Origin of the sequence: Paraburkholderia sejongensis (genome assembly GCF_020880815.1) — a bacterium.
In the GTDB taxonomy this organism is placed as follows: domain Bacteria; phylum Pseudomonadota; class Gammaproteobacteria; order Burkholderiales; family Burkholderiaceae; genus Paraburkholderia; species Paraburkholderia sejongensis.
In genome coordinates this window covers 111,143-137,504 of sequence record NZ_JAJITD010000015.1, presented here as the reverse complement: position 1 = coordinate 137,504, position 26,362 = coordinate 111,143, and the positions used below count along the sequence as shown (strand labels likewise).

23 protein-coding genes are annotated in these 26,362 nt (G+C 65.4%); 8 read left to right on the top strand and 15 right to left on the bottom strand.

Annotation, left to right across the window (positions count from 1 at the left end):
- Window positions 1-137: 137 nt before the first annotated feature.
- Window positions 138-905 carry an AraC family transcriptional regulator gene (locus LJ656_RS26050; RefSeq protein WP_230512433.1) on the top strand — a complete coding sequence of 256 codons (768 nt, stop codon included), beginning with the start codon at window positions 138-140 and terminating at the stop codon, window positions 903-905.
- A gap of 27 nt (window positions 906-932) precedes the next feature.
- Window positions 933-1,259, top strand: coding sequence for a hypothetical protein (locus LJ656_RS26045; protein ID WP_230512403.1), 327 nt, complete (start codon window positions 933-935; stop codon window positions 1,257-1,259).
- 160 nt (window positions 1,260-1,419) lie between these two features.
- Here LJ656_RS26045 and LJ656_RS26040 read toward each other — a convergent pair whose 3' ends face one another.
- The 3 genes from LJ656_RS26040 to LJ656_RS26030 form a co-directional block, all read right to left on the bottom strand.
- A complete protein-coding gene (locus LJ656_RS26040; protein ID WP_230512402.1) occupies window positions 1,420-1,674 on the bottom strand; it encodes a hypothetical protein in 255 nt (84 codons plus the stop codon).
- A gap of 153 nt (window positions 1,675-1,827) precedes the next feature.
- Window positions 1,828-2,160, bottom strand: coding sequence for a hypothetical protein (locus LJ656_RS26035; protein ID WP_075297599.1), 333 nt, complete (start codon window positions 2,158-2,160; stop codon window positions 1,828-1,830).
- A gap of 205 nt (window positions 2,161-2,365) precedes the next feature.
- The gene (locus LJ656_RS26030; RefSeq protein WP_230512401.1) at window positions 2,366-4,258 is read right to left on the bottom strand and encodes a bifunctional sugar phosphate isomerase/epimerase/4-hydroxyphenylpyruvate dioxygenase family protein; all 1,893 of its coding nucleotides are present in this window, start codon (window positions 4,256-4,258) and stop codon (window positions 2,366-2,368) included.
- A gap of 438 nt (window positions 4,259-4,696) precedes the next feature.
- On the opposite strand from LJ656_RS26030, the gene LJ656_RS26025 reads away from it, so the two are divergent.
- Window positions 4,697-5,635, top strand: a complete 939-nt coding sequence (locus LJ656_RS26025) for a shikimate dehydrogenase (RefSeq protein WP_230512400.1) — start codon at window positions 4,697-4,699, stop codon at window positions 5,633-5,635.
- Window positions 5,636-5,681: 46 nt separating this feature from the next.
- Window positions 5,682-7,034: an MFS transporter gene (locus tag LJ656_RS26020; RefSeq protein ID WP_230512399.1), complete on the top strand. Its 1,353-nt coding sequence runs from the start codon at window positions 5,682-5,684 to the stop codon at window positions 7,032-7,034.
- Window positions 7,035-7,224: 190 nt separating this feature from the next.
- Here the strand turns inward: LJ656_RS26020 and LJ656_RS26015 are convergent, their stop codons facing one another.
- From LJ656_RS26015 to LJ656_RS26005, 3 genes are all read right to left on the bottom strand, one after another.
- A complete protein-coding gene (locus tag LJ656_RS26015) occupies window positions 7,225-7,950 on the bottom strand; it encodes a TetR/AcrR family transcriptional regulator (RefSeq protein WP_230512398.1) in 726 nt (241 codons plus the stop codon).
- Window positions 7,951-8,107: 157 nt separating this feature from the next.
- Window positions 8,108-9,397 carry an NAD(P)/FAD-dependent oxidoreductase gene (locus LJ656_RS26010; protein ID WP_230512397.1) on the bottom strand — a complete coding sequence of 430 codons (1,290 nt, stop codon included), beginning with the start codon at window positions 9,395-9,397 and terminating at the stop codon, window positions 8,108-8,110.
- Window positions 9,398-9,474: 77 nt separating this feature from the next.
- On the bottom strand, window positions 9,475-10,413 hold the full coding sequence (locus LJ656_RS26005) for a dihydrodipicolinate synthase family protein (RefSeq protein WP_230512396.1): 939 nt from the start codon (window positions 10,411-10,413) through the stop codon (window positions 9,475-9,477).
- A gap of 196 nt (window positions 10,414-10,609) precedes the next feature.
- Here LJ656_RS26005 and LJ656_RS26000 point away from each other — a divergent pair, with 196 nt between their 5' ends.
- Together LJ656_RS26000 and LJ656_RS25995 are read left to right on the top strand one after the other, a co-directional pair.
- Window positions 10,610-11,566, top strand: a complete 957-nt coding sequence (locus LJ656_RS26000) for a LysR family transcriptional regulator (protein WP_230512395.1) — start codon at window positions 10,610-10,612, stop codon at window positions 11,564-11,566.
- Between the two features lie 258 nt (window positions 11,567-11,824).
- On the top strand, window positions 11,825-14,977 hold the full coding sequence (locus LJ656_RS25995) for a transglycosylase domain-containing protein (protein WP_230512394.1): 3,153 nt from the start codon (window positions 11,825-11,827) through the stop codon (window positions 14,975-14,977).
- A gap of 17 nt (window positions 14,978-14,994) precedes the next feature.
- Here the strand turns inward: LJ656_RS25995 and LJ656_RS25990 are convergent, their stop codons facing one another.
- The 7 genes from LJ656_RS25990 to dkgB form a co-directional block, all read right to left on the bottom strand.
- The gene (locus LJ656_RS25990; RefSeq protein ID WP_230512393.1) at window positions 14,995-16,236 is read right to left on the bottom strand and encodes an ROK family transcriptional regulator; all 1,242 of its coding nucleotides are present in this window, start codon (window positions 16,234-16,236) and stop codon (window positions 14,995-14,997) included.
- Window positions 16,237-16,279: 43 nt separating this feature from the next.
- Window positions 16,280-17,080 (bottom strand): ATP-binding cassette domain-containing protein, encoded by an 801-nt coding sequence (locus LJ656_RS25985; RefSeq protein WP_230512392.1) that lies wholly within the window; start codon window positions 17,078-17,080, stop codon window positions 16,280-16,282.
- 20 nt (window positions 17,081-17,100) lie between these two features.
- A complete protein-coding gene (locus LJ656_RS25980) occupies window positions 17,101-18,090 on the bottom strand; it encodes an ABC transporter permease (RefSeq protein WP_230512391.1) in 990 nt (329 codons plus the stop codon).
- Window positions 18,091-18,187: 97 nt separating this feature from the next.
- Window positions 18,188-19,192, bottom strand: a complete 1,005-nt coding sequence (locus LJ656_RS25975) for a sugar ABC transporter substrate-binding protein (protein WP_230512390.1) — start codon at window positions 19,190-19,192, stop codon at window positions 18,188-18,190.
- Window positions 19,193-19,742: 550 nt separating this feature from the next.
- Window positions 19,743-20,741, bottom strand: a complete 999-nt coding sequence (locus tag LJ656_RS25970) for an aldo/keto reductase (RefSeq protein WP_230512389.1) — start codon at window positions 20,739-20,741, stop codon at window positions 19,743-19,745.
- Window positions 20,742-20,822: 81 nt separating this feature from the next.
- Window positions 20,823-21,941, bottom strand: coding sequence for an alkene reductase (locus tag LJ656_RS25965; protein WP_230512388.1), 1,119 nt, complete (start codon window positions 21,939-21,941; stop codon window positions 20,823-20,825).
- Window positions 21,942-22,041: 100 nt separating this feature from the next.
- Complete coding sequence (dkgB, locus tag LJ656_RS25960) at window positions 22,042-22,848, bottom strand: 2,5-didehydrogluconate reductase DkgB (RefSeq protein WP_230512387.1); 807 nt, start codon at window positions 22,846-22,848, stop codon at window positions 22,042-22,044.
- 21 nt (window positions 22,849-22,869) lie between these two features.
- On the opposite strand from dkgB, the gene LJ656_RS25955 reads away from it, so the two are divergent.
- Window positions 22,870-23,022, top strand: a complete 153-nt coding sequence (locus tag LJ656_RS25955) for a hypothetical protein (protein WP_230512386.1) — start codon at window positions 22,870-22,872, stop codon at window positions 23,020-23,022.
- Here LJ656_RS25955 and LJ656_RS25950 read toward each other — a convergent pair.
- Window positions 23,012-24,214 carry an MFS transporter gene (locus tag LJ656_RS25950; RefSeq protein ID WP_230512385.1) on the bottom strand — a complete coding sequence of 401 codons (1,203 nt, stop codon included), beginning with the start codon at window positions 24,212-24,214 and terminating at the stop codon, window positions 23,012-23,014. The genes LJ656_RS25955 and LJ656_RS25950 overlap by 11 nt on opposite strands.
- A gap of 102 nt (window positions 24,215-24,316) precedes the next feature.
- Between LJ656_RS25950 and LJ656_RS25945 the strand changes: the two genes are divergently transcribed.
- A complete protein-coding gene (locus LJ656_RS25945; protein WP_230512384.1) occupies window positions 24,317-25,219 on the top strand; it encodes a LysR family transcriptional regulator in 903 nt (300 codons plus the stop codon).
- A gap of 44 nt (window positions 25,220-25,263) precedes the next feature.
- Here LJ656_RS25945 and LJ656_RS25940 read toward each other — a convergent pair whose 3' ends face one another.
- Window positions 25,264-26,295 (bottom strand): LacI family DNA-binding transcriptional regulator, encoded by a 1,032-nt coding sequence (locus LJ656_RS25940; RefSeq protein ID WP_230512383.1) that lies wholly within the window; start codon window positions 26,293-26,295, stop codon window positions 25,264-25,266.
- Window positions 26,296-26,362 lie beyond the last annotated feature (67 nt).

Here is a 26,362-nt window from a genome sequence, read left to right as displayed (position 1 = left end):
TGACCGATGGGAGCGCTCGCGCGGCGGATTTTGGCGGCCGACCCGCCGCTCTATAATCGATCGCATCCAGAGCGCACGCCATCCGGCACCCGCAACCAACCGTAATCGATCACGCCCCGACCCACGGAATGCGCATGATGAACACGCTGGCTAACTCGCTCCAATCGGACGAAACGACGTTGTCCGGCATGCTGACGCACTTCAGATTGCTCGAGCCGGTGTTCGACGCGATGCCCGACGTCGTGTTTTTCGTGAAGGACGCCGACGCCCGCTATGCGCTCGTCAACCGCACGCTGGCCTCGCGCTGCGGCTTCAAAGACAAGGCAGCGCTGCTCGGCAAGACCGCCGAGGATGTGTTTCCGCGCCGCTTCGGCCGCGTCTACACCGCGCAGGACAAGGCGATCATCGGCGTCGGCAACCAGTTGCTCGATCAGCTCGAACTGCATCTGTATCCGGGCCGCCAGCCGGGCTGGTGCCTGACCTGCAAGCAGCCGCTGCGCGACGCGAGCGGCAAGGTGGTCGGCCTCGCCGGCATCTCGCGCGACCTGAAAGCCGACGAAAGCAGCCATCCCGCCTACAGCCGGCTTGCCGCGGTCGTGCAGTCGATCCAGCAGAACTACGTGCAGCCGCTGAACCTGAAGCAACTGGCGGCGATGGCGGATATGTCGGTCGCGCAGCTGGAGCGTTATTTCCACAAGGTGTTTCATCTGACGCCGCGCCAGGTGCTGCTGAAAACGCGGCTCGACGCGGCGACCGCGCTGCTGGTGTCGCACGACAAGGTCACCGACGTCGCCGCGCGCTGCGGCTACACCGATCACAGCGCGTTCACGCGGCAATTCAAGGCGACGGTCGGTGTGACGCCGACCGAGTACCGGATGCTGCTGCACGGCACCATGCGCAACTAGCCCGCGCATTCGCTGTGTAATTGTGTAATGGCTGGCCGGCATCACTATTACGTGTACGTCGTCGCGCTCGACGACCGGGTCTGGAACGAGGCGCGGTTTCGTCGCGCGAATCCGGACTACCGGTTTCTCAAACCCTGCGTTTATGTCGGCATGACCGGGCTCGATCCGGACTTGCGCTTCGATCGCCACAAGGCCGGCATCCAGTCCAATCGCTATGTGCGCGACTACGGTCTGCGCCTGCTGCCCGAACTCTACGAGGTGTACAACCCGATGCCGTACCGGGGCGCGCAGGATATGGAGATTGAACTTGCGATCGGGCTGCGCGAGGCGGGGTATGGGGTTTGGCAGGCGTGAGCGGCTGGGCGCTCGCGTGAGGTTCCCGGCCAACGCACGGCCAACCGAGCGGCCAATGCGCGGCCAAAAATGGAAAAGGCCGCGCCGACTGCAAGCGTCGGCGCGGCCCTGGAAAGATTCGGAGAGGATGGTAAGGCGGCTGCGCGTTGGCGCTACCTCGTTACTTGATACCGAGGCCGCGCAGCACCGCGTTGCCTTCCCTGGTCAGGCGGATATGCGGGGTGCCCGCATCGTTGGAAATGGTCTCGACGAGACCCGCTTCGTAAAGCTGCGGAATCTCGGGTTTCGCGGACGCGTCGATCGGCGCGTGCAGTAACAGCAGCAGCGTCGCCAGTTCGTGATGGCTCAGCAGACGGCGCAGCATCGTCGGCCGTTTGGCCGGTGTCGGGTCGGTATTCGGTTCAGGCTGGTTCATGGAGCACACCTCGTGCGGTGACATGTGCGGGCATCTTGCGGACGGAGTCTTAAACGATTCTTAAGACTCCATTGTCCTGTAACACCGTGACATGAACATTGCAAAACGCTCTAAAAGAGCCGCCCGAAACCTTTCGTTATGCGCACCGGAGCCTTACGGGGCGCAGGTTTTGGCCGCCGCTTCGATCCACAGATTGCTGACGTGACGCTTGCCCGCATAGAAGCGGTAGGTCGTCGCGCCGGCGTCGCTGCGTACCTTGATCACGTTGGAGTCACCGAAGTCGAGCATCTGGCCTTGCGGGATCGCGGTCGACTTGAACGACGCATTGTGCTTGTTGGCCAACTGGGTCAGACAGGCGACCACATCGTCGACCGAGCGTTGCGTGGTCGTGTCCGTGACGGGCTCGCCGGCATCCGGATTTTTCTGGAAATACGCGCACGCGCTGAGCAGCAGCGGAAGGGACAGGACTACAACGAACTTCTTCATGGCTCTCCTGGCGTTGATTCGGCGATTCGGCGGACGGTCCGGCGCTCGCGCCGCGAGCCGCGTGGTGCGCGCTCTGGCGGGCTGGACCGCAAAAACAGGCGCCATTATATCGAGACGGCGCACCGGCCCCGGTCGGCACGCAGGTCGCGTGCCTGCCGCCGCCTTACTTACGCCGCCTTACTTACGCCGCCTTACTTACGCCGCCTTACTTACGCCGCTGCGCCTGCGCCGCCAGCCGCACCGCCGCATTGGCCGCGCCATAGCCGTCGTAACCGCCGCGCCGCTCGACGATCTCGAGGAAGAAGCGCTGGTCGAGCTGTTCGGTGTACGCGTGGAAGAACTCGCCGCCGCGCTCGTCGCGGTCGTACAGGATGTTGTTCGCGCGCAGCGCTTCGAGCATCGTGTCCGACAGCGCGTAGCGGGCTTCGAGGTCGTCGTAGTAATTGCGCGGGATGCGCAGCACCGGCACGCCGTCGGCGACGAACTCCGGGATCGCGCTGAAGATGTCGCCGGTGCTGAACGCGACATGGCTCAAACCCGAGCCGTGATACGTGTGCAGCGCCTCGGCCACCGCGGTATGGCGATCCACCGATGCATTGAGCACGATTCGCACCGAGCCGTCGCGGCTGCGCAGCGCCCGGCTGCGCACGAGGCCGTACGGGTCGGGCACCAGCACGCCGGCTTCCGCCTGGAAGCCGAGCGCGGTGCGCAGGAACAGCACCCAGGTATCGAGCGACTCGGCCGGCACCGACAGGCACACGTGATCGATACGCGTGAGCGGCCCGACTTCGGTCGGTCCGTTGACGTCGGTCAGCACGAAATCGGCTTCGAACAGCGTCGGCTGATCCGGGGTTTCGTCGACGAAATAGTTCAGGCTGCTATCGGGTGCCTGGACGGCCGGCAGCGCGCGCTCGTTCGGGCCGATCTGGCCGGAGAACGGCGCGTAGCCGAAGCCGGCCGCGCGTTCAAACGCCTGGCCCGCATCGTCGACGCGAAACGCCGACGCGCACAGCGACAGCCCATGCTGCTGGAAGAACGCATTCGCGAACGAATCCGGTTCGGCGTTCAGCACGATCGACGCCGCGCCGTGCTGGAACAGCGTCACGTCTTTCGAGCGATGCTCGCCGGCCTGGCGAAACCGCAGCCGGCCGAGCCAGTCGACGAGGCGCGCGCGCGTGGTGTGATCGACCGCGAATTCGAGGAACTGATAGCCGACGTGCGCGGGCGCCGCCGGCGAGCGATACAGATCGGCTGCGGTCTGCTGCGGCTGCTGCTGTGTTTCGAGCAGTTCGCGGGTCTGTTCTTCGAGGAACAGCAGCGAGCGATGACCGTCCGCGGCGGTGATGGTGGTCGGCGCGGCGCGGAAGCCGTCGTTGAAAATCTCCAGCGACAGCGGCCCCTTGTAGCCGGCCTTGACGACCTGCGCGGTGAAGTTCGCCAGATCGAAGTCGCCCTGGCCGGGGAAGCAGCGGTAGTGGCGGCTCCATTCGAGCACGTCCATCGCGAGCTTCGGCGCGTCGGCGATCTGCACGAACGCGATGCGCTCGCCCGGAATGTCGGCGATCGCGTCCGGCGTATCGTTCAGCGACAGCGTATGGAAGCTGTCGAGCACCAGCCCGAGATTCGGATGATTGACCGCGTCGACCAGCTTCCACGCATGGCGGTAGGTCTTCACGTGCTTGCCCCAGGCCAGCGCTTCATATCCGGCGATCACGCCGGCCGACTCGGCCGCGCGCGCCAGCGCGCCGAGCTGGTCGATCATCAGCGCGTCGTCGCAGATCGTTTCCGGCGACACGTTGCTGCATACGAGGATGCGGTCGGTGCCGAGCTCGTGCATCACGTCGAACTTGCGCCGGGCCCGTTCCAGATTGCGTTCGAGCCGCTCCGGGCTGACCCCGTCGAAGTCGCGGAACGGCTGGAACAGCATGATCTTCAGCCCGAGATCCTCGGCGATCCGGCGCACGTCGGCGGGCGAGCCGTCGAAGTACAGCAGATCGTTCTCGAAGATCTCCACGCCTTCGAAGCCGGCCGCGCGGATCGCGCTCAGCTTCTCGACGAGGGTCCCGCTAATCGACACGGTGGCAATCGAACGTTGCATGAACGGCTCCTGCGGAAAACGAACAGACGAAGGTGAAAACGCGCGCGGTCAAACGGTGGAAAGCGCCGGCCGGCGCCGGCTGGGCAGCTTGCTGCATTGCGCAAAATGGGCCACTTCGATACCCACCTCAGCAAGACGCAAGCCAGAACACTCCCATCCTGGCCGCGAGTGTCGACAGTCTATACAAACTAACTAGATGGTACAAATTCGTGGAAACCCCGAATGACGGCGAGCGCGGATGCGCGCACACTTCGCTACGCGTCGAAAGAGCGCCGCGCATGCCGCGCCTCTACACGCGTCTTACATTGCAGGAGTCGTCGTCATGGGCTTTGCCCCCGTACGGGTCCTGAACGGACCGAATCTCGATCTGCCCGGCACTCAGAGCCTCGGGCTCGCGCTGGAACGGATGGCGACAATTCTTAAGGATAGGGCGGCGAAATGAACACTCAAGCGAACACTCAAACCAACCCGCGCGACGACGCGCAGATCGCCGCGCTGGCGAATGCGCAAGCGAGCTTGCGGGCGACTCCGAAGTCATACCTGGTCGGCCTGATCGGCGCCGGCATCAGCGGCTCGCTGACCCCGGCGATGCACGAGGAAGAGGGCAGCCAGCTCGGTCTGCATTACGTGTACCGGCGCATCGATCTCGACGCGCAGAAGCTCGACGCAGCCGCGTTGCCGGAACTGCTGACCGCCGCCGAACGGATGGGTTACAACGGCCTGAACATCACCTACCCGTGCAAGCAGGCGGTGATTCCGCTACTCGACGATCTGTCCGACGAAGCGCGCGCGCTCGGCGCGGTCAATACCGTGCTGTTCAAGGACGGCAAGCGCATCGGTCACAACACCGACTGTTCCGGTTTCACCCGCGCGTTCCAGCGCGGTCTGCCGGGCGTCGCGCTCGAGCGCGTGGTCCAGCTCGGCGCGGGCGGCGCCGGCGCGGCGGTCGCACATGCGGCGCTGAGCATGGGCGCGCAGGCGTTGACGCTGTTCGACGTCGATGCGAACCGCGCGCAGTCGCTTGCCGACGAGCTGCAACAGCGCTTCCCGAACGCCAAGGTCAGCGCGGGCAGCTCGCTCGCCGATTCGATGGCGGCCGCGCAAGGCCTGATCCACGCGACCCCGACCGGCATGGCGAAACTGCCAGGCCTGCCGCTGCCGGCCGAACTGCTGCACCGCGACCTGTGGGTTGCCGACATCGTTTATTTCCCGATTCGCACCGCGCTGCTGCAGGCCGCCGAGGCGCTCGGCTGCCGCACGCTGAGCGGCGGCGGGATGGCGGTCTATCAGGCGGTCGATGCGATGCGTATCTTCACCGGCCTCGAACCGGACGCCGAGCGCGTGTACACCCATTTTCAAGCGCTGTTGCAACGCTAACCGGCCGCGTAAAGACCGGCACACAAGCTGAGGAGACTATCAGGACATGCAGCAATCGGTTCATTCCAGCAAACCCACGCAAAGCGGCCGGCCGGTGAGCACCGGCCGCCGTTCGAAAGCCCGATACAAGATCCTCGCGCTGCTCGCGGTCGGTACGATGATCAACTATCTCGACCGCACCGTGCTCGGCATCGCCGCGCCGCAGCTGACCAAAGAACTCGGCATCAACGCCGCGCTGATGGGGCTGCTGTTTTCGGTGTTCTCGTGGAGCTATGTGGCTTCGCAGATTCCTGGCGGTCTGTTTCTGGACCGCTTCGGCAGCAAGCTCACGTACTTTCTGTCGATGACCTTCTGGTCGCTGTGCACGCTCGCGCAAGGTCTGGTCAGCGGGATCGGCGGCCTGTTCGCGTTCCGGCTCGGGCTGGGCGTGTCGGAGGCGCCGTGCTTCCCGACCAATAGCCGCGTGGTCGCGACGTGGTTCCCGCAAAGCGAACGCGCGATGGCGACCGGCACCTACACGGTCGGCGAATACATCGGCCTCGCGTTTTTCAGCCCGTTCCTGTTCATGCTGATGGGCGCGTTCGGCTGGCGCTCGCTGTTCCTCGTGGTCGGCGGCGTCGGTATCGTGTTCGGCGTGATCTGGTGGCTGCTGTATCGCGAGCCGCGCGATCATCCGTCGGCCAATCAGGAAGAACTCGACTACATCGAGGCGGGCGGCGGTCTCACGCAGAGCAGCAAGGATGCGCACGGCGCGGCCGAGCCGAAGAAGAGCGGCTTCCAGTGGGGCACGATCGGCAAGCTGCTCAAGCATCGTCAGCTGACCGGCATCTGTCTCGGCCAGTTCGCCGGTAACTCGACGCTGGTGTTCTTCCTCACGTGGTTCCCGACCTACCTCGCCACCGAGCGTCACATGGCGTGGCTGAAGATCGGCTTCTTCGCGATCATGCCGTTCATCGCGGCGTCGATCGGCGTGATGTTCGGCGGCGTGTTCTCCGACTGGCTGCTGCGTCGCGGCGTCTCGGCGAACGTGGCGCGCAAGCTGCCGATCATCGCCGGCCTGCTGCTCGCGTCGACGATCATTCTGGCGAACTACGTGGAAAGCAACGTGGTGGTGATCGCGATTCTGTCGGTCGCGTTCTTCGCGCAGGGGATGGCCGCGCTCGGCTGGACGCTTGTGTCCGATATCGCGCCGGAAGGTCTGCTCGGCGTGACCGGCGGCATCTTCAACTTCGCGGCGAACCTCGCGGGCATCATCACGCCGCTGGTGGTCGGTCTGATCGTCGCGGCGACCGGCTCGTTCGTCGGCGCGCTGGTGTTCATCGGCGTGATCGCGCTGATCGGCGCGCTGTCGTACATCTTCATCGTCGGCGATATCAAGCGGATCGTGCTGGTGGATTGAGCGCTCTGGCGGGCCGTCGTCGCGGATCGACGGCGGCCGGTTGCCGTATCCGGGTCCCCGGTTGTCGTCGCGAAAGCGGCGATAAGCGGGGATTTTTTGCGTTTGGGGCGTACGATCGGCAGCGAAACCTCGGGCGGCGCGAACAACGTCGAGGCGTCGAATAGCGAGCCGGCGCGCAATGCGCGCGCCGTCAATCTTCCTTTTTCACGTAGCGCAGGATCATATCGACGATCATCGCCCGATGACGCGCGCGCAACCGCGGATGCGACGGATCGCGGCCGAACGCGGTGCCGAACGTATGACGGTTGCCCACGCGATGAAAGCACATCGAGCTGATCATCAGATGCAGGTCGATCGGATCGATGTCGCTGCGGAACTGCCCCGACGCGATGCCGCGCGCGAGCAGATCTTCGATCGTGTGAATCACGGTGACGTTGCGGCCTTTGAACGTCTTCACCTGCTCGACGTATTTCGCGCCGTTGATGTTTTCGATCGTCACGAGGCGCACGAAATCGCGCTGGCGGTCGTGGTAGTCGAACGTGAATTCGACCAGCGCGCGCATGCCTTCGACCGGGTCGAGTTCGCTGATGTGCAGATCCTGTTCGAGCGCGCGGATGTCGCCGTACACCTTTTCGAGCACCGCCTGATACAACCCTTCCTTGCTGCCGAAGTAGTAGTACAGCATGCGCTTGGTGGTGTTCGTGCGCTCCGCGATCGCATCGACGCGGGCGCCGGTCAGGCCCATCGCGGAAAACTCCTGGGTCGCGACGTCGAGAATGTTGCGCTTCGTCTGCTCCGGATCGTACTTGCGCCGGGCGTCGCCACGCCGGACGTCGCTACGACGGACATCGTTAGTGGGTGTCTCCTGGACGATGCCGTTGCTATCAGGCTCGGTGGCCTTGCTTCCCTTTTTCATTGTGTATTCAAGCGGCAGTGACGGCGCATTCTAGCATGGGCAAACCCGCCCCCGGCGCGGCTTTCGGGCATTCATGGAGGCATCGGCGGGGCGTCGTTGCATTGTGACCTGACATCGCTACGAGCGCCGGCAAAACCCGTCGATTTTTACAGATGCCTTACCTTGAAGGTCGCGCGGGACGGCGGCGCGCGGCCCACGCATCGCGTGTTTGCATCGCGCTGTAGGTCAATTGCGCGGCGGCGAGGCCGAGCGCGCCGTAGGTGCGCGTAAGGCCGAAGGTCGCGAACGCGTCGGGCACCGGCCGCTCGCCGGCGATCGCCGCCGCGAGCAGCTCGCCCGACACCGTGGTCGGCGCCATCCCGTGACCGCCGAACCCGACCGCGTACCACACGCCGTCCGCGCTGCGGCCGATCTGCGGCATCTTGTGACGCGCGTAGCTCATCAGGCCGCCCCATGCATGCTCGATACGCACGTCGTGCAACTGCGGGTAGACCTTCAGCAGATCCTGGCGCAGCAGGCGCGCGATCGCGGGCGGTTCGCGGTCGCGCACCGAGATGCGGCCGCCCCACAGGATGCGCGTGTCGGGCAGCGGCCGATAGTAGTCGAACGCGAAGCGGGTGTCGTAGATCGCGGCGCGGGTCGCGATCGCGTCGGATAGACGCGCGCCGAGCGGTTCGGTCGCCATCACATAGGTGGCGATCGGCAGCACCGCGCGTTCGACCCGCGCATACACGTTGCGCGCATAACCGCCGCCGGCCATCACGACGTGGCGCGCCTCGAGCGCGCCTTGCGAGGTCTGCACGACAAAGCCGGCGCCGTCGCGTTGCAGGCTCACGACCGGCGAGTTTTCGTGGATCGTCACGCCGGCTCGCGCGGCGGCCGCGGCGACCCCGAGCACGTATTTGAGCGGATGGAAGTGGAACGCGTTGCGCTCGAACAGACCGCCGTGATAGCGCCGCGTGTGCAATTGAGCCGCGAGTTCGTCGGCGCCGAGCGGTTCCCAGTCGACGCCGAACGAATCGCGCATCAGACGCCGTTGGCTGTCGAGTCGCGCGGGTTCGTCGAACCAGTTCGCGAGGATCACGCCGGCGTCGGTCGCGTCGCAATCGATCCGGTAGTGCGCGATGCGTTTGCGCATCAGATCGACCGCGTCGGTGGTCAGCGTATAGAGTTCGCGCGCGCGGAGCGGGCCGAGCGTTTTCAGCAGGTCCGCGCAATCGAGGCTGTAGCCGCCGAACACGAAGCCGCCGTTGCGGCCGGACGCGCCGAAGCCGACTTGCCGCGCTTCGAGCACGACGACGTCTTCGACGCCGCGCTCGGCGAGTCCCAACGCGGTGGACAGTCCCGCGAGTCCGCCGCCGACGATGCACACGTCGGCGCTGCGCCGGCCGTTGAGCGGCGCGTATGCACAGCAGCGGGTGACGGTGGCTTCGTAGAAACTTTGCATGGAGCTAGAGCCTCTGAAGAGGCCCTAGCGTAGCGGTAAGCGCGGGTGTACGTCCAGCGTGTGCGAGAGGGCGCGCGTTACCGGCCCCAGCGCAGCACCAGCGGATCGAGCCGGCGCGCGATCTTCAGCAAGCCTTCACGGGTGGCCGGATGCATCTGCGGCAGCGGATGACGCACCGCGTCCGAGCGGATCACGCCGCCTTCCTTCATCAGCGCCTTGCACGACGCGAGGCCGCCCTGGCGGTTTTCGTAATTGATCAGCGGCAGCCACTGCTGATAATGCGTGGCCGCGAGTTCGGTATCGCCGGCCGCGTACGCATCGACGATCAGGCGAATGCCGTCCGCATAGCCGCCGCCCGTCATCGAACCGGTCGCGCCCGCGTCGAGATCGGCCATCAGCGTGATCGCCTCTTCGCCGTCCCACGGACCGACGATCGCGTCGCCGCCCAGTTCGATCAGCTCGCGCAGCTTGTTGGCGGCCTGCGGCGTTTCGATCTTGAAGTACGACACCTGTTCGATTTCGCGCGCCATCCGGGCGAGGAACGGCGCGGACAGCGCTGTGCCGCTGACCGGCGCGTCCTGGATCATGATCGGAATGTCGATCGCATCGGAGACCGTGCGATAGAACTCGTAAATGCCGCGCTCGCCGATGCGGATCGTCGCGCCGTGGTACGGGGGCATCACCATTACCATCGCGGCGCCCGCGGCCTGGGCGGCGCGGCTGCGCTCCGCGCACTGGTACGAGCTGAAATGGGTGGTCGTGACGATCACCGGCACGCGGCCGGCGACGTGTTCGAGCGAGACCTGCATCAGCGTGTTGCGCTCGTCGTCGGACAGCGCGAACTGTTCGGAGAAGTTCGCGAGGATGCACAGGCCGTTCGCACCGGAGTCGATCATGAAGTCGAGGCAGCGCTTCTGGCCTTCGAGGTCGAGGCGGCCGGCGTCGTCGAAGATCGTCGGCACGACGGGGAATACGCCGCGCAATGCGGCCTGGGGCTGGGATTGGGATTGGCTCATGGCGCTTGTCGTCTCCGGCGATGTATTTGAATGGATCGGGTGTGTTCGCTTCGCTTGAGCGAAGCGCGCACCCATTGAAAGTGCGTGCCGCCGACTATACGACTGCGCGCCTCGCAGGTATATTGAATTGTTTCCATCCTGCGATCGCTTTTGCGACTCACCCCCGCCTGACCCGCGCCCGCCACCGCTCCATCCGATGAAAGACACGCTGAACGTCCTGCTCTCGAAGCTGCGCATGAAGCAGCTCAATCTGCTGATCGCGCTCGACGACCACAAGTCGCTGCACAAAGCCGCCGGCGTGATGGCGATGACGCAGTCGGCCGCGAGCAAGGCGTTGCAGGAACTCGAATCGATGCTCGAAGCGCCGCTGTTCGAGCGTTCGAAAAGCGGGATGATTCCAAACCAGCTCGGCCACTGCGTGATCCGCTACGCGCGGGTCGTCACGACCGACCTGACCGCGCTGTGCCAGGACGTCGCCGAGATTCGCTCGGGGCGCGGCGGCCGGCTCGCGGTCGGCGCGATCATGGGCGCGATTCCGGACTGCGTGGTGCCCGCGCTGAATCAACTGCATGCGGCGCAGCCGGATCTGTCGATCGAGGTGGTCGAGGACACCAGCGCGCGGATGCTTGCGCAACTCGACGACGGCCGGCTCGATCTGGTGGTGGGCCGAGCGGCGGTCGCGGCCGAGCCGTCGAAGTATCAGTACCGGCAGCTCGGCGACGAGCCTTTATCAGTGGTGGTCGGCTACCAACACCCGCCGCTGCCGCGCCGCGAGATGACGCTGCGCGAGTTGGCCGGACATCGCTGGGTCATGTATCCGTCACATATGCCGCTGCACGCCTTGCTCGAACGCGAGATGGATCTGGCCGGCCTCGCGATGCCCGGCAATCCGATCTCGACCGCGTCGACGTTCGTCACCGTCGCGTTGCTGCAAAGCAGCGCGGAACTGGTGTCGCTATTGCCGAGCGCGATTGCCGGACCGTTCGTGCGGCACAAAATGCTGCGCGTCGTGCCGGTCAGCCTGAAATCGCCGTCGCAGACGTTCGGCGTCGTCACACGCAAAGGCGGGGTACTGTCGCCGCCGGCCGAACGGTTTATCGCGCTGTTGCGCGCGCAAACGCAGCAGCAAACGCAGCAGCAAACGAAAACGTAAGGATCGCTACGCAACGGCTGCCACCGCGACGCCGGCGCCGGAAACGAAAAAACCGCCGTTGGCGGCGGTTTTGCGTGACCCAAAAGACGTCCAATATCTCACGCCTGTTCGCGGTTTGTCATCGGCCTTCGATGAGTGTTGTAGCGGCGACACTGTCGGGTAAATACGAACCGAAGACCCGGTCTTTTTCCGAGCTACACTGGTTTAAATGCAGTGAGCCAGGGTCGATAGCCTGGCGACAGCTCGGGGAGAGCAGCCATGAATCGGCCACCGCTTCGGTTTCCGCTTCGCGCAAACGGTACCGTGCCGGTGCGCAGTTGGCGTTGGCTCAAATGGGGGCTGGCCGTTTTTTTTCTGATCGGCATCGCGCTCGTCGCGCGCCTCGCGCAGATCGAAATCGACACCTCGCGGCTGCAAGCCCGCTACCTTTCCGAACTGACTCGCGACGTCGCGTACTCGGTCGCCGACGGTCCCAGTTCTTCGATCCGTTTCCCACCCGCCGATAAAGGCCCGTACGATACGCGGCTCGGCTACGCGCTATTGCCGCAATTCCAGCAGCGTCTGCTGCAACGCGGTTTCGAGGTCAGTTCGCAGGCGCGCGATTCCGCGCGGATGCTGTCGCTGGCCGATAACGGCCTGTTCCTGCCGTACCAGGAAAAAGACACCGCCGGCCTGCAACTCTTCGACGGCACCGGCGCGCCGCTATTTAGCGCGCAGTATCCGGGTCGCGCCTATGCAAACTTCGACGCGATTCCTCCCGTGATCGTGAACTCGCTGCTATTTATTGAGGATCGCTATCTGCTCGATCCGAACCAGCCGAACCGCAACCCGGCGATCGACTGGGGCCGCTTCAGCCGCGCGCTCGCCGATCAGGGCTTGCGCATCTTCAACCACCATCAGCAGACGCCGGGCGGCAGCACGCTGGCCACGCAGATCGAGAAATTCCGTCATTCGAGCGGCGGCCGCACTGCGACGCCGCCGGAGAAATTGCGGCAGATCGCGTCGGCGTCGGTGCGCGCGTATCTGGATGGCGCGCAAACGCTGCCCGCCCGCCAGCAGATCGTCGTCCGGTATCTGAACTCGGTGCCGCTCGCCGCGCAGCCCGGCGTCGGCGAAATCAACGGCATCGGCGACGGGCTGTCCGCATGGTACGGGCGCGACTTTCGCGAAACCAACCGGCTGCTGAACGCGGCGTCGAGCGACGCGAATCTGCCGGAGCAGGGGCGGGCGTTTCGCGAGGTGCTGTCGCTGATGATCGCGCAGCGTGCACCATCGTTTTTCTTGCGGCGCGGCTATCCGGAACTGGAGCGGCTTACCGACAGCTATCTGCGCCTGCTCGCGAGCGGCGGCGTGATCTCCGCGCAGTTGCGCGACGCCGCGCTGGCCGCGCAAGTGCAACTGCATCATGCGGGCAAGCGTGTGCAGGATCCCGAATCGTTCGTGTCGCGCAAGGCGGTCACGTCGATGCGCTCGCATCTGCTGAACGCGCTCGGCCTGCGCAGCTTCTACGAACTCGATCGTCTCGACGTAGAGGCGCAGGGCACGTTGAACAACTCGGTGCAACAGGCGGTGTCCGAGCGGCTCGCCGCCGCCGCGACGCGCGATGGTGCGAAAGCCGCGGGCCTCGTCGGCTTCGAGATGCTGCGCGGCTCCGACGATCCGTCGCATATCGCGTACAGCTTCACGCTGTTCGAGCGGCACGGCGACGCGAACCTCGTGCGGGTGCAGACCGACAGCGTGAACCAGCCGTTCGATATCAATTCGGGCGCGCGTCTGAACCTCGGTTCGACCGCGAAACTGCGCACCGTCGTCACGTATCTGCAAATCGTCACCGACCTGCATACGCGTTACGGCGCGATGAGCGATGCCGAGCTGAAGGCGCTCAAGCCCGACCTCAACGATCAGCTGACGCGGTGGGCGATCACCTATCTGCTGCACACGCGCGACCGCTCGCTGCAGTCGATGCTCGACGCGGCGGTCGAGCGCAAATACTCGGCGAGCCCGGGCGAAACCTTTTATACGGGCGGCGGCGCGCAGACCTTCACGAACTTCGAGTCCGACGACAACAGCCGCATCCTGACCGTGCATCGCGCGTTCCAGCACTCGGTAAACCTGGTGTTCGTGCGGCTGATGCGCGACATCGTCCACTACGAGATGGTGCAGACCACCGGCCCGTCCGCGCAATGGCTCAACGACCCGGCGACCCGCAAGATGTATCTGACGCGTTTCGCCGATCAGGAAAGCCGCGTGTATCTGAAGCGCTTTTACACCAAGTACCACGGCAAGACGCCGGATCAGGCGATCACGCTGCTGCTCCTCGGCGTGCGCAAGTCGCCGCCGAAAGTCGCGACCGTGCTGCGCAGCGTCGCGCCGGACGAGTCGAATGCCTGGTTCAACAAACTGATGCGCGCGGCGCTGAAGAATACGCCGGCCGCCGCGATGCTCGACGACGAAGATCTCGCGAACCTGTACGACAAGTACGGGATCGACCGCTTCAATCTGAACGATCGCGGCTATATCTCGAGCGTGCATCCGCTCGAACTGTGGACGCTCAACTATCTGCGCTCGCATCCCGACGCGACGCTCGCGCAGATCGAAACCGCGAGCCACGACGTGCGGCTGTCCACGTATTCATGGCTGTTCAAGACCCGCTATCACGCGACTCAGGATCGCCGCATCAAACGGATGGTCGAGCTGCGTGCGTACGACGCGATCGGCAAATCGTGGCAGGCGCTCGGCTATCCGTTCGCGAATCTGACGCCGTCGTATGCGGCGGCGATCGGGGCGTCCGGCGACCGGCCCGCGGCACTCGCGCAACTGATCGGGGTGATCGCGAACGACGGCAACAAGGTGCCGACCGACACGCTGACGCAAATCGACTTCGCGAAAGACACGCCGTACGAAACGCATTTCCGGCGCGCGGCGGTCGCGCCGCAACAGCAGTTGTCGCCGGAAATCGCCGGCACGGTGCGGATGCTGTTGCGCGACGTGGTAACGGGCGGCACCGCGCGGCGCCTTGCGCAGGGCCTCACGTTTCCGAACGGGCAGACGCTCGACGTGTACGGCAAGACCGGCACCGGCGATCAGCGTCTGAACGTGTATGCGAAGGGCGCGCGGCTGATCGAATCGCGTAAGGTCAATCGCAGTGCGACCTTCGTATTCGCGCTCGGCGATCGCTTCTACGGCACGCTGACCGCGTGGGTGCACGAGCCGTATGCGTCGCATTACGAGTTCACGAGTGCGTTGGCGGTGCAGTTGCTGAAGTCGATGGCGCCGGCGTTGCAGCCATTGCTCGATCGACCGGTTGCGAAGACCGTGGCGGTGGCGCCGGCTCCGGCAGTGGTTTCTGCCGCGATTCCGGCTGCTCCTGCTGCTCCTGCTGTGACCGCCGTTAAGGTGGCGGGGCAGTAGTCGGGGTCAGCGCATCGTTATTCAAAACCGGCCTCCGTCGCCGGCTTCAGAAACAGCTCGTGTACCGGCGCGAAATGCGCGTATAGCGGCAGGATCGCGCCGCCCAGCGCTCTTGCGTCGGCGCCGATCGCGCCTTCGAGCAGTTGCGGCCGCACCATCCCTTCCCATTCGAAATGATCGAGCACGCGTTCAGTACGGCGAATGATTTCGCGCAGCAATTGCCGGTCGAGTTCGCCGTCGATCACGACCGCCTCCAGATCGAGCAACGCGGCCGCATTGGTCAGCGCGCTCGCGATCGCCGGACACGCGCTGTCGAGCCACTGTTCGGTATGCCGCCACAACTCGGCCGACAGCGCGCGATGATCGTGCGCGGCGGCCGGCGGCGCGCCGGCATCGCTGAACAGCTTTTCGAGCACGAAGCCCGACGCCGCATGCAGTAGTTGTCGCGCCGGCTTGCGCGCGCCGCCTTCGCGCAGCGGAATCGAGCCGACCGCGCCGGCATTGTCGTGCGGGCCGCCATGCAAACGGCCATCGATCACGAGGCCGCCGCCGATAAACGTGCCGACGAACAGATACAGAAAGTTGTGAATCCCGCGGCCCTGGCCCATCACGAGTTCGGCCGCGCACGCGGCGGTGGTGTCCTTCGCGAATTCGACCGGCAGCCCGGTCATCGTCGCGATGCGCGCGCGCAGATCGATCTCGTGCCACGCGTCGAGCGCATCGGGCGGCGCGCCGAGAAAATCGCGCCAGCCGCCGAGCCACAGCGGCGCCGCGACGCCGACGCCGACCACCTTGCCGGACTTCGCGCCGAGCGTCTGGTGCACGCGCGCGAGCCGGCTTTCGAGCGCGGGAAACAGCGCGCGCGGATCGGGATACGCGTACTCGAACACGTCGCGGCATACCACGCGGCCGGCGAAATCCAGCGCCAGCACGTCGAGACTGCGCCGGCCGACCTTGATGCCGATCGTGTACGCGCCGTCGCCGCGCAACGCGATCGGCACCGACGGCTGGCCGATCCGGCCGCGCACCCGCGCCTGCTTTTCGAGCAGGTCGTCGTCGATCAGACGGTCGACGATCATCGACACCGTCTGCATCGACAGACGCGTGAGGCGGCTCACGTCGGCCTTCGGCAGCGGTCCGTGCAGGCGGATCGTTTGCAGCACGATGCGCTCGTTGAACTGGCGCATGCCGACCTGGTTCGAGCCGACCGGGCGTCTGGCGGGGCGGCGGTTGCGGCTTGCGGTGCTGGTCGTATCCATCGTCGGGAGGTCTGTTCGGCGGCTCGGTGGGTGCGGCGGCGGCTCAGGCGATCGCCTTCACGTCGGCTTGCTTCGCACCGGTCATGATCGCGACCGCGTCCGACATATGCACGTCCTTCGCGTTGACGAGCGCCGCGCGCCGGCCGAGCCGCTGGATGTGAATGCGGTCCGCGACCTCGAACACGTGCGGCATGTTGTGGCTGATCAGGATTACCGGCAGCCCGCGATCGCGCACGCGCCGGATCAGCTCCAGCACCATATTGCCTTCTTTCACGCCGAGCGCGGCGGTCGGCTCGTCGAGAATCACCACGTGCCGCGCGAACGCCGCGCTGCGGGCGACCGCGACGCCTTGGCGCTGGCCGCCCGACAGCGTTTCGACCGCCTGGCGCATCGAGCGGATGCCGATCTGCAAATCCTTCATTGCCGAGGTGGCTTCTTCGAGCATCCGGCGCTTGTCGATCATCTTGAACAGCGAGCCGCGCCAGCCCGGTTTCAATAATTCGCGGGCGAGGAACAGGTTTTCGGCGATGCTCATTGCAGGCGCGACCGCGAGTTCCTGGTAGACGGTTTCGATGCCGTGCGCGCGGGCGTCGAGCGGGCTGCGGAATTTGACTGGCTTGCCGTCGAGCAGAATCTCGCCTTCGTCGGGCACGGTCGCGCCGGACAGCGCCTTGATCAGCGACGATTTGCCGGCGCCGTTGTCGCCGATCACCGCGAGGATTTCGCCGGGCAGCACTTCGAAGTCGCAGCCGTCGAGCGCGGTCACGTTGCCGTAGCGTTTGACGAGGCCGCGAGCCTGCAGGACCGGCATCACGGCAGAAGAGGTTGGGGTGAGAGTCGACATCACAGGGCTCCTGTTCAGGCTCAACGGCCGCGGTGCGAAAGTTTGTCGGCGGCGACCGCGAGAATCACGAGCATGCCGGTGATCAAAACCTGGTAGACCGAAGAAACGCCGATCAGCGTCAGGCCGTTGCGGAACACGCCGACGATCAGCGCGCCCAGCAGCGTGCCCACAATCGAGCCGCGCCCGCCGAACAGGCTGGTGCCGCCGAGCACGACCGCGGTGATGCTGTCGAGGTTTTCGGTTTGCCCCGCCTGCGGATCGCCGACGCCGGTGCGCGACACCGACAGCAGCGCGGCAATGCCGTAGATCGCGCCGGCCAGCGTGTAGACGGTCAGCAGGATTTTCGTCGACGACAGGCCCATCAATCGCGCGGCTTCCGGGTTGTTGCCGAGCGCATACAGGTGCCGGCCGGGCACGGTGTCGCGCAGTACGAACCACGTGCCCAGATACATCAGCAGCGTCAGCACGGTGCCGTAGGTGACCTCCGCCGGCCCGATCCGGAACGTGCTGCCGAGAAACATGATCGCATCGGGCAGGTTCGACACGCTTTCCGCGTTCGAGTAGATCTGCGTCAGCGCGAACGCGATGTTCAGCGTGCCGAGTGTGACGATAAAGGCGGGCAGCTTGATGCGCGTGATCAGCAGACCGTTGAGCAGACCGAACAACGTGCTGGCGCCGATCCCGCACAGAATCGCGAGAAGCGGCGGCACGCCCATCACGACCGCGAACTTGGTCATGATGATCGAGCCGAACGCCATCACCATCCCGCAGGACAGATCGATGCCGCCGGTCAGCACGATCAGCGTCTGGCCGATCGCGATGACCGCGACGACCATCGTCTGTTGCAGGATCAGCGACAGATTCTGGAACGACAGGAAGCGGTCGCTCTGCGAGATGAAGAACCCACAGGCGGCGGCCAGCGCGATCAGCGGTCCGGCTTCGGACAGCGACGGCAGGTGTTCGGTGAAGGAGGGGCGCGGGCGACCGGCGGGCGCGGAGGGAGTCGACATGATGGCAGTCCTCAATACATGAGCGTGACCTTCAGGGTGGCGGTCACGCGGCAATTCCGATGGCGGCCCGGTGCGGCGGGCCGCCGTGCGATGCGCGTTACTTGTTGCCCCAGCAGTTGTCGAGGCCGAACTTCGTGTCCTTGCTGTCCAGGCCGGACATCGGTTTATCCGTGATCAGCGTGACGCCGGTGTCCTTGTAGCCGGAGACCTTCTTGCCGTTCTTCGCATAGTCGACGCCGGCATTCACGCCGAGCGCGGCCATCTTCAGCGGGTACTGTTGCGAGGTCGCCGCGATCGCGCCGGCCTTCACGTTGCGCACGCCTTCGCAGCCGCCGTCGATCGAGACTATCATCACGCTCTTGTCCTTGCCGGCCGCCTTCAGCGCGCGATACGCGCCGGCGGCCGCCGGTTCGTTGATCGTGTAGACGACGTTGATGTCGGGCGCTTTCTGCAGGCAGTTTTCCATCGCCGTCTGGCCCTTCGCCTGATCCCCGCGAGTGTCCTGGCTGCAGACGATCGACGCATCGCCTTCCTTCACGCCGAAGCCTTCGAGAAAGCCGTTATGGCGCAGCACGCCGACCGATACGCCGGGCGCGAGATCGAGCGTCGCGATCTTCGCCGGCTTGCCGTTCAAAGCGGCCTTCGCGTATTTGCCGATCAGCACGCCGGCCTTGAAGTTGTCGGTCGCGAACAGCGCGTCGGTCGCGTCCTGCGGGTCGGTCGGCGTGTCGAGCGCGACCACCATCACGCCGGCCGAGCGCGCTTTCTTGATGCTCGGCACGATCGCCTTGGTGTCGCTCGGCGTGATCAGGATCGCTTTCGCGCCGGCCGTCATCATGTTTTCGATCGCGGTGACCTGGCTCGCGTTGTCGCCGTCGAATTTGCCGGCGGCCGTCATCAGCTTCGCGCCGTCTTTCGACGCCTCGGCTTCCGCGCCCTGGCGCATTTTCACGAAGAACGGATTGGTGTCGGTCTTGGTGATCAGGCCGACGACGGGCTGATCGGCCGCCCGGGTCGCGCTCGCGCACCACAGCGCGGACGCCGCGACGCACACCGACACGACTTTGCCGGCGACACGATGCCTGCGGGAATTCAGATTCATGGGACGCTCCTCCGATGACGATGATCGATTGATGTTCTGGACTGCTTGGTACTGAAGCTGGACTGAAAAGCCGGGAAAGCTGGAAACGGTTTGCCGCCGATCTGCTGGTTTGCGTCGACCGCCGGTTTGCAGGTGAGGCTGGCGGCGCGCTTGCACTGCTTAAATCACTTTGGTTGATTTAGTACAGCAGGCGGATTAACGATCGTCAAGGCGGAAGATCGAAGCGCGAATTGCGGCGTGACAGCTAGTCAGGAAGTGCGGCGCCAGACGCGACAAGGCTTGCGCGCTCTGGTGCGGTGCAAGATGAGGGCGCGGGGCTTCGGGAAAGTCCTGGCTCGATTGAAAGCGGATTGAAATCTGAGGGGGCTTTTTTGCGCGCTGGATCGACGCGCGGGAGGGATGCGTTCAGCGTTTATTTAAAGGACTTAACGAGCGGATCGCGCAGCCGGTTTCGTACCGGCTGCGCGATCAATTTTGCGGAGGCCTTCTAGGGTTGCTGCTGCCGCGGCAACCGGCCCGCTTGCCCCACGTAGGTCGCCGCGCGCGTCAATCAGCTTTGCGGAGTCGGCGCATCCGCGCTAATAAGCGCCGCAGCCTTCAACTGATCCCACAGTGCAACCGGAATCGCGCTGTTCATCAGCGCGAGGTTTTCCGCGATCCGCTCCGGACGGCTCGCGCCCGGAATGACGCCGGCCACCGCCGGATGCGCGAGCGAAAAGGTCAGTGCGACCGCGCGAATATCCACGCCGAACGGCGCGCAGATCGCGTTGATCCGCTGCACGCGATCGAGAATCGCTTGCGGCGCGTTCTGATACTCGTAGTGCGTCCCACCGGCGAGCACGCCGGAGTTGTAAGGACCGCCAACGATCACGCCGAGCCCGCGCTGCTGCGCGGCCGGCATCAGTTTTTCGAGCGCGTTCGCATGGTCGAGCAGCGTATAGCGGCCGGCGAGCAGAAAGCCGTCCGGGTCGGCCCGTTCGAGCGCGAGTTCGCACGGCTCGACGCGGTTCACGCCGAGTCCCCAACCCTTGATCACGCCTTCTTCACGCAGCCGCGTGAGCGCGCGCGCGGCGCCGTTTATCGCCGTGTCGAACACGTCGCGCCAGGCGTCGCCGTGAAAATCGACAGCCGGGTCGTGAATCCACACATAGTCGAGATAGTCGGTGCGCAGACGCTTGAGGCTGTCGTCGATCGAGCGCAGCGTGCCGTCTTCGCTGTAGTCGTAGACGATGCGGTTCGGCAGTCCGTGCTCGAACAGCCCGCCTTTTTCGCCGAGATCGCGCGCGGTGGTGGCTTCGACCTCGTCGAGAATCAGGCGGCCGACCTTGGTGCCGAGCACGTATTCACTGCGCGGACGTCCAGCCAGTGCCTCGCCGAGTCGCAATTCGGCGAGCCCCGCGCCGTACAGCGGCGCGCCGTCGAAATAGCGAATCCCGCTATTCCACGCGGCGTGAACCGTCGCGATGGCCTCGTCCTCAGGGATGTTCCGATACATGTTGCCGAGCGGTGCGGTGCCGAAACCGATTCGCGACGCGATGGTGATACGCATGAGTGTTCCTTCGAATAGGGGTGCGATAAACGCGCAACCGGTCCGCGGTCCGTGGGCCACGGATACGCCGGTGCGCGTCGCTCAGGCGGCCGCGCTGCCGTCGAGCAACGGGTAGTCGGTCAGACCTTGCGCGCCGCCGCCGAACAGCGTTTCGCGTCGATGTTCCGCGAGCGGCGCGGCGGTGCGCAGGCGCTGCACGAGGTCCGGGTTCGCGACGAACGGCCGGCCGAACGCGATCAGATCGGCCCAGCCCGCGTCGATCGCGGCGCGGGCCCGCTCGCCGGTGTAGCGGCCCGCATAGATCAGCGCGCCGGAATACGCGCCGCGCAGCTTGTGCTTGAATTCGAGCGGCATGTGAGGCGCGTCGTCCCAGTCGGCTTCGGCGATATGGATGTAGGCGACGCCGATCTCGCCGAGCCGTTTTGCCGCCGCGAGATAGGTCGTTTCCGGATCGGCGTCTGCGCAGCCGTTCAGGGTCGTCAGGGGTGCCAGGCGAATGCCGACGCGCTGCGCGTCGCCGGTGCCTTCGATCAGCGCGCGCGCCACTTCGTCGAGAAAGCGCAGGCGGTTATCGAGCGAGCCGCCGTATGCGTCGGTGCGGTTGTTCGCGTTGGAGTCGATGAACTGATTGACCAGATAGCCGTTGGCCGCGTGCAGTTCGACGCCGTCGAAACCGGCGTCGATCGCATTGCGCGCCGCCGCGCGGTATTGCGCGACGATGTCGCGAATCTCGGCGATGCTCAGCGCGCGTGGTTCGGAGGCCTGAACGAAGCCCGGCACGCCGGCTTCGCCGCTGGCGATGAACACGTTCACGCCCTTGGCCTGCAGCGCCGACGACGACACCGGCTGCTCGCCGCCGAGCAGGCTGGTATGACTCAGACGGCCAACGTGCCACAACTGCGCGAAGATGCGACCGCCCTTCGCATGAACCGCGTTCGTCACCTTGCGCCATCCTTCGACCTGGGCCGCCGTGCAGATGCCGGGCGTCCACGCGTAGCCTTTGCCGAGCGGCGCGATGTAGGTGCCTTCGCTAACAATGAGTCCGGCGTCGGCGCGCTGCGCGTAGTACTCGGCCATCAGGTCGTTCGCTTCGTCGCCGGGTTGGCTCGCGCGCGAGCGCGTCATCGGCGGCATCACGATGCGGTTCGGCAGCGTCAGCGTGCCGAGCTTGAAGGGTTGAAAAAGCGGATCATGCTGCATGGTGCGGGTGTCCTGTTCAGCTTCGCGGCGGCTGCGCCGCGAAGGTTGGAGATGGGCTAGGGGCTTCGTTTCGTTGCGCGTCGGTTGCGCCTCGGTCGCGTCAGTCCCACTGCGCGGCGAGACCTTCCGGACTCACTTCGCGACCGTTGCGTTCCAGTGCCGCGATTTGCGCCATGTCGTCGTCGCTCAGTTCCAGCGTTTGCGCGAGCAGGTTGCTCGCGAGATTCTCGCGTTTGGTCGACGAAGGAATCACCGAGTAGCGCAGGCGCAGCGCCCACGCGAGCGCCACCTGGGCCGGCGTCGCGTGGCGGCGTTCGGCGATCGCGCGAATCACCGGGTCGCCGAGCACCTTGCCGTAAGCGAGCGTCATGTACGAGGTGACGTGAATGCCTTCGCGTTGCAGGAAGTCCACCAGTTTGCGGCTTTGCAGATACGGGCTCAGCTCGATCTGGTTGGTCGCGATGTTCTCCTTGCCGACCACCGCGATCGCCTGCTTCGTCAGTTCGATGTTGAAGTTCGACACGCCGATCTGCTTGGTCAGACCTTGCGTCTTCGCTTCGGCGAGGGCGCTCATGAACTCTTCGAGCGGCACGCCGTTGCCCGGCGCGGGCCAGTGGATCAGCGTCAGATCGACCGCGTCGGTGCGCAGCTTCGTGAGACTGTCCTTGAGACTCGGAATCAGTTTGGCGCGCGCATAGTTGTCGACCCAGATCTTGGTGGTGACGAACAGCTCCTCGCGCGCGACGCCCGACGCGGCGATCGCTTCGCCGACTTCGGCCTCGTTGCCGTAGATCTGCGCGGTGTCGATCGCGCGGTAGCCGAGTTCGAGGGCGTTGCGTACCGAATCGATGACGACCTGGCCTTGCAGACGGAAGGTGCCCAGGCCGAATGCGGGGATGGTGCTCATGAGGTTCTCCGGACAATAAGAGTGCAGATCGATGCACGCATTGTGCGCGCGTCGATCTATGCGAAAAACAGCGAGAAAAAGGAAACAGTTTTGAATAAAAATCAAATATCTGCCGGCGGCAGCGCGCATCTGGGGCGCTGGACCGGATGCCGGGCAAGCTCTGTCAGTGGCTGACCGCCATCGGCTCCGCCGTGCGCTCCGGCTGTCCTTCGCGGCGGTCGAGCCGGCCGCTCAAAGCGGTGAGCGCGAAAGCGCCGAGCGTGACCGCCGCCGCGATCCACGGCGTATGACCGAGGCCGATGTGCGCGACGATCAGACCGCCGAACGACGAGCCGCCCGCGACGCCGAGATTGAACGCGGCGATGTTAAAACCGGCGGCGACGTCGGCCGATTCCGGCGCAAAGCGGCGCGCCTGCTGGACCACGTACACCTGCAGAGCCGGCACATTGCCGAACGCGACCGCGCCCCACGCCAGCATCGTCAGCACCGCGAGCCACGGGTTGTGCACGGTGAACGTGAGCGCGAGCAGCACCGCGGCGAGCAGCAGGAAGATCCGCTTGAGCGCTTTCACCGGACCCACACGATCGGCGAGTTTGCCGCCCCACATGTTGCCGGCCGCGACCGACACGCCATAGGCGACCAGCACGATGCTGACCTGCGCAGGCGTGAAGCCGGTGATCTGTTCGAGCAGCGGCGCCATGAACGTGAACGCGATCAGCGAGCCGCCGTAACCCACCGCGGTCATCGCATAGACCAGCACGAGACGCGGCTGCGCGAGCACGCCGAACTGCTTGAGCAAACCGGCCGGACGCGTATGCGCGAGATTGCGCGGCACGAACGCGAGCGCGCCGAGAAACGCGATCAGGCCGAACAAGGCGACGATCAGAAACGTCGCGCGCCAGCCGAAGTGCTGACCGATGAAGGTGCCGAGCGGAATGCCCGCGACGAATGCCACGGTCATCCCGCTGAACATCGTCGCAATCGCGCTGGCCGCTTTCTCTTTGGGCACGAGTGTCGTCGCGATGATCGAGCCGACCGAGAAGAACACGCCGTGAGCGAGCCCGGTCAGCACGCGCGCGACGATCAGCGCTTCGTAACTGGGCGCGCGCCATGCAACGAGGTTGCCGATCGTGAAGAGCGCCATCAGTCCCGCAAGCAGCAGCTTGCGCGGCACGCGCCCGGTCAGCGCGGTGAGCAACGGCGCGCCGACCGCGACGCTGAGTGCATAGAGGCTCACGAGCAGGCCGGCGGACGGCAGGCTGATCGCAAGGTCGGAAGAGATCGTCGGGATCAGTCCGACGATCACGAATTCGGTCGTGCCGATGGCAAAAGCGCTGATGGTCAGCGCGAGTAACGCGAGTGGCATGGTGTCCTGTATGGCATCGAAGAAGATGGGCGCCAGTGTGGACTCTTTACTTTTGCGGAAAAACTCGTCTATAAACGAATCTGTTTTGATTTCAAGTCAACAATGAAAATCACTCTGGATGAGCTGCAGGCTTTCGTCAGCGTCGTCGATTCCGGCTCGATCACGGCCGCGGCGGAGCAACTGGGGCTGACGATTTCGGCGACGAGCCGAACGTTGGGAAGGCTGGAAGAGAAGCTGAAGACCACGCTGCTGCGCCGTACGACGCGCCGCCTCGAATTGACCGAGGAGGGCCGCGCGTTTCTCGCGGACGCGCGCGCGATCATCGCGTCGGTCGAGGGGGCGGAGGAACAGATGGCCGCGCGGCGCGAGCGGCCTTCGGGACGGCTGCGCGTGGACGCGGCAACGCCGTTCATGCTGCATGTGATCGTGCCGCTCGTGCAGGGTTACCGCGAGCGTTATCCTCAGGTCGAGCTGGAACTGAACAGCAACGAAGGGATCATCGATCTGCTGGAGCGGCGCACCGACGTGGCGATCCGCATCGGCGCGCTGAAGGATTCGACGTTGCACGGCAAGCCGGTGGGGCGCAGCCGCGTGCGGATTCTGGCGAGCCCGGCTTATCTGGAAGCGCATGGGCATCCGCGGCGCGTGGAAGACCTCGCAAAGCATGCGCTGCTCGGTTTCAATCAGCCAGAAGGGCTCAACGTCTGGCCGATACTCGGTCCCGACAGGGAACCGTATCGCATCGCACCGGCGATCTTCTCGTCGAGCGGCGAGACGCTCAGGCAGCTCGCGCTGGCGGGCACGGGCATCGTCTGTCTGTCCGACTTCATGACGGCGCGCGATCGCCACGACGGCACGCTGGTGCAGCTGTTTCCGCGCCAGACCCAGGAGGTCCGGCAGCCGATCAACGCGGTCTACTACCGCAATACCGCGATTTCCGCGCGGATTGCGTCGTTCGTCGACTATCTGATCGAGGCGGTGCGCGGCACGGAGTTCGAGCGGTAGCGCGGGCTATGGCACGATCCGCAACGTCACCGTCACCGCGAACGTCACCGCGCACGCGGCGCCGCGGTCGACGCGCGGACGATCAGCGCCGGCTCCGACGAAACCCGCATCGGCACATCGTCGGCGCCGCGTTTGGCCTGCCCATACGACGACTCGATCAGCTCGCGCAACAGCTCGACCGCCAGACCGGCGACCTCGACGGTCGGCACCGCCACGGTGGTCAGCGCGGGACGCGACTCGCGCGCGAGTTCGATGTCGGTCACGCCAACCACCGACAGATCGTCGGGCACCCGCAGCCCGAGGTCCGCGGCCGCGTGCATCGCGCCGAGCGCGGGCAGGTCGTTGGTCGCGAAGATCGCGGTCAGTTGCGGGTCGGCTTCGAGCAGCGCGCGCGCCGCGACGTAGCCGCCGTGGATCGTATCGACCGCGTGCCGTACGCGGTTCTTCGTGACGCCGGCCGCGCGCAGCGCATCGACGAAACCCTCGTAGCGCGCCGCGTGTATCCCCGACGCCTTGCTGCCGACGATCGCGCCCATCCGCCGATGACCGAGTTCGAGCAGGTGCTTGCCGGCCAGCTCGCCGGCCAGCCGGAAATCGACCGCGACGCACGGCAAACCAGGCGGCTCGTTGGGCCGCTCCCACATGCACAGCACGACCGGCGTGCCGCGCGCTTCGGTTGCGTGCAGGTCCACCAGATCGAGGTTCGCGTTGGTCACCAGCACGCCTTCCGACAGCGTGCCGGCGATCTGGTCGAGATACGCGCGGCCGGTCGTCGGATCTTCGTTCGTATTGCAGATGATCACGAAGTGGCCGCTCTTGCGCGCCGCGCGTTCGACCGCGAGCGCGAATTCCGGATAGAACGGGTTGGCGATGCTCGACACCATCAGCGCGAGGGTCGGCGCGCGGCCTTCGGCGAGCGCGCGGGCGGCCAGATGCGGCCGGTAGCCGAGGGCTTCGACGGCGTCGAGAACCCGCTGGCGGGTCGCCGCGCCGACCCGGCCGCGGTTGCGCAGCACGTTGGAAACCGTCGCCGGCGTGACGCCGGCATGACGCGCGACTTCGTTCAGTGTGGGCATGATGATCAATATTTGGGATGGTTGTCCGGCATTTGCATCGCGGCGCAAGGCGCGGCAACATCTGTCG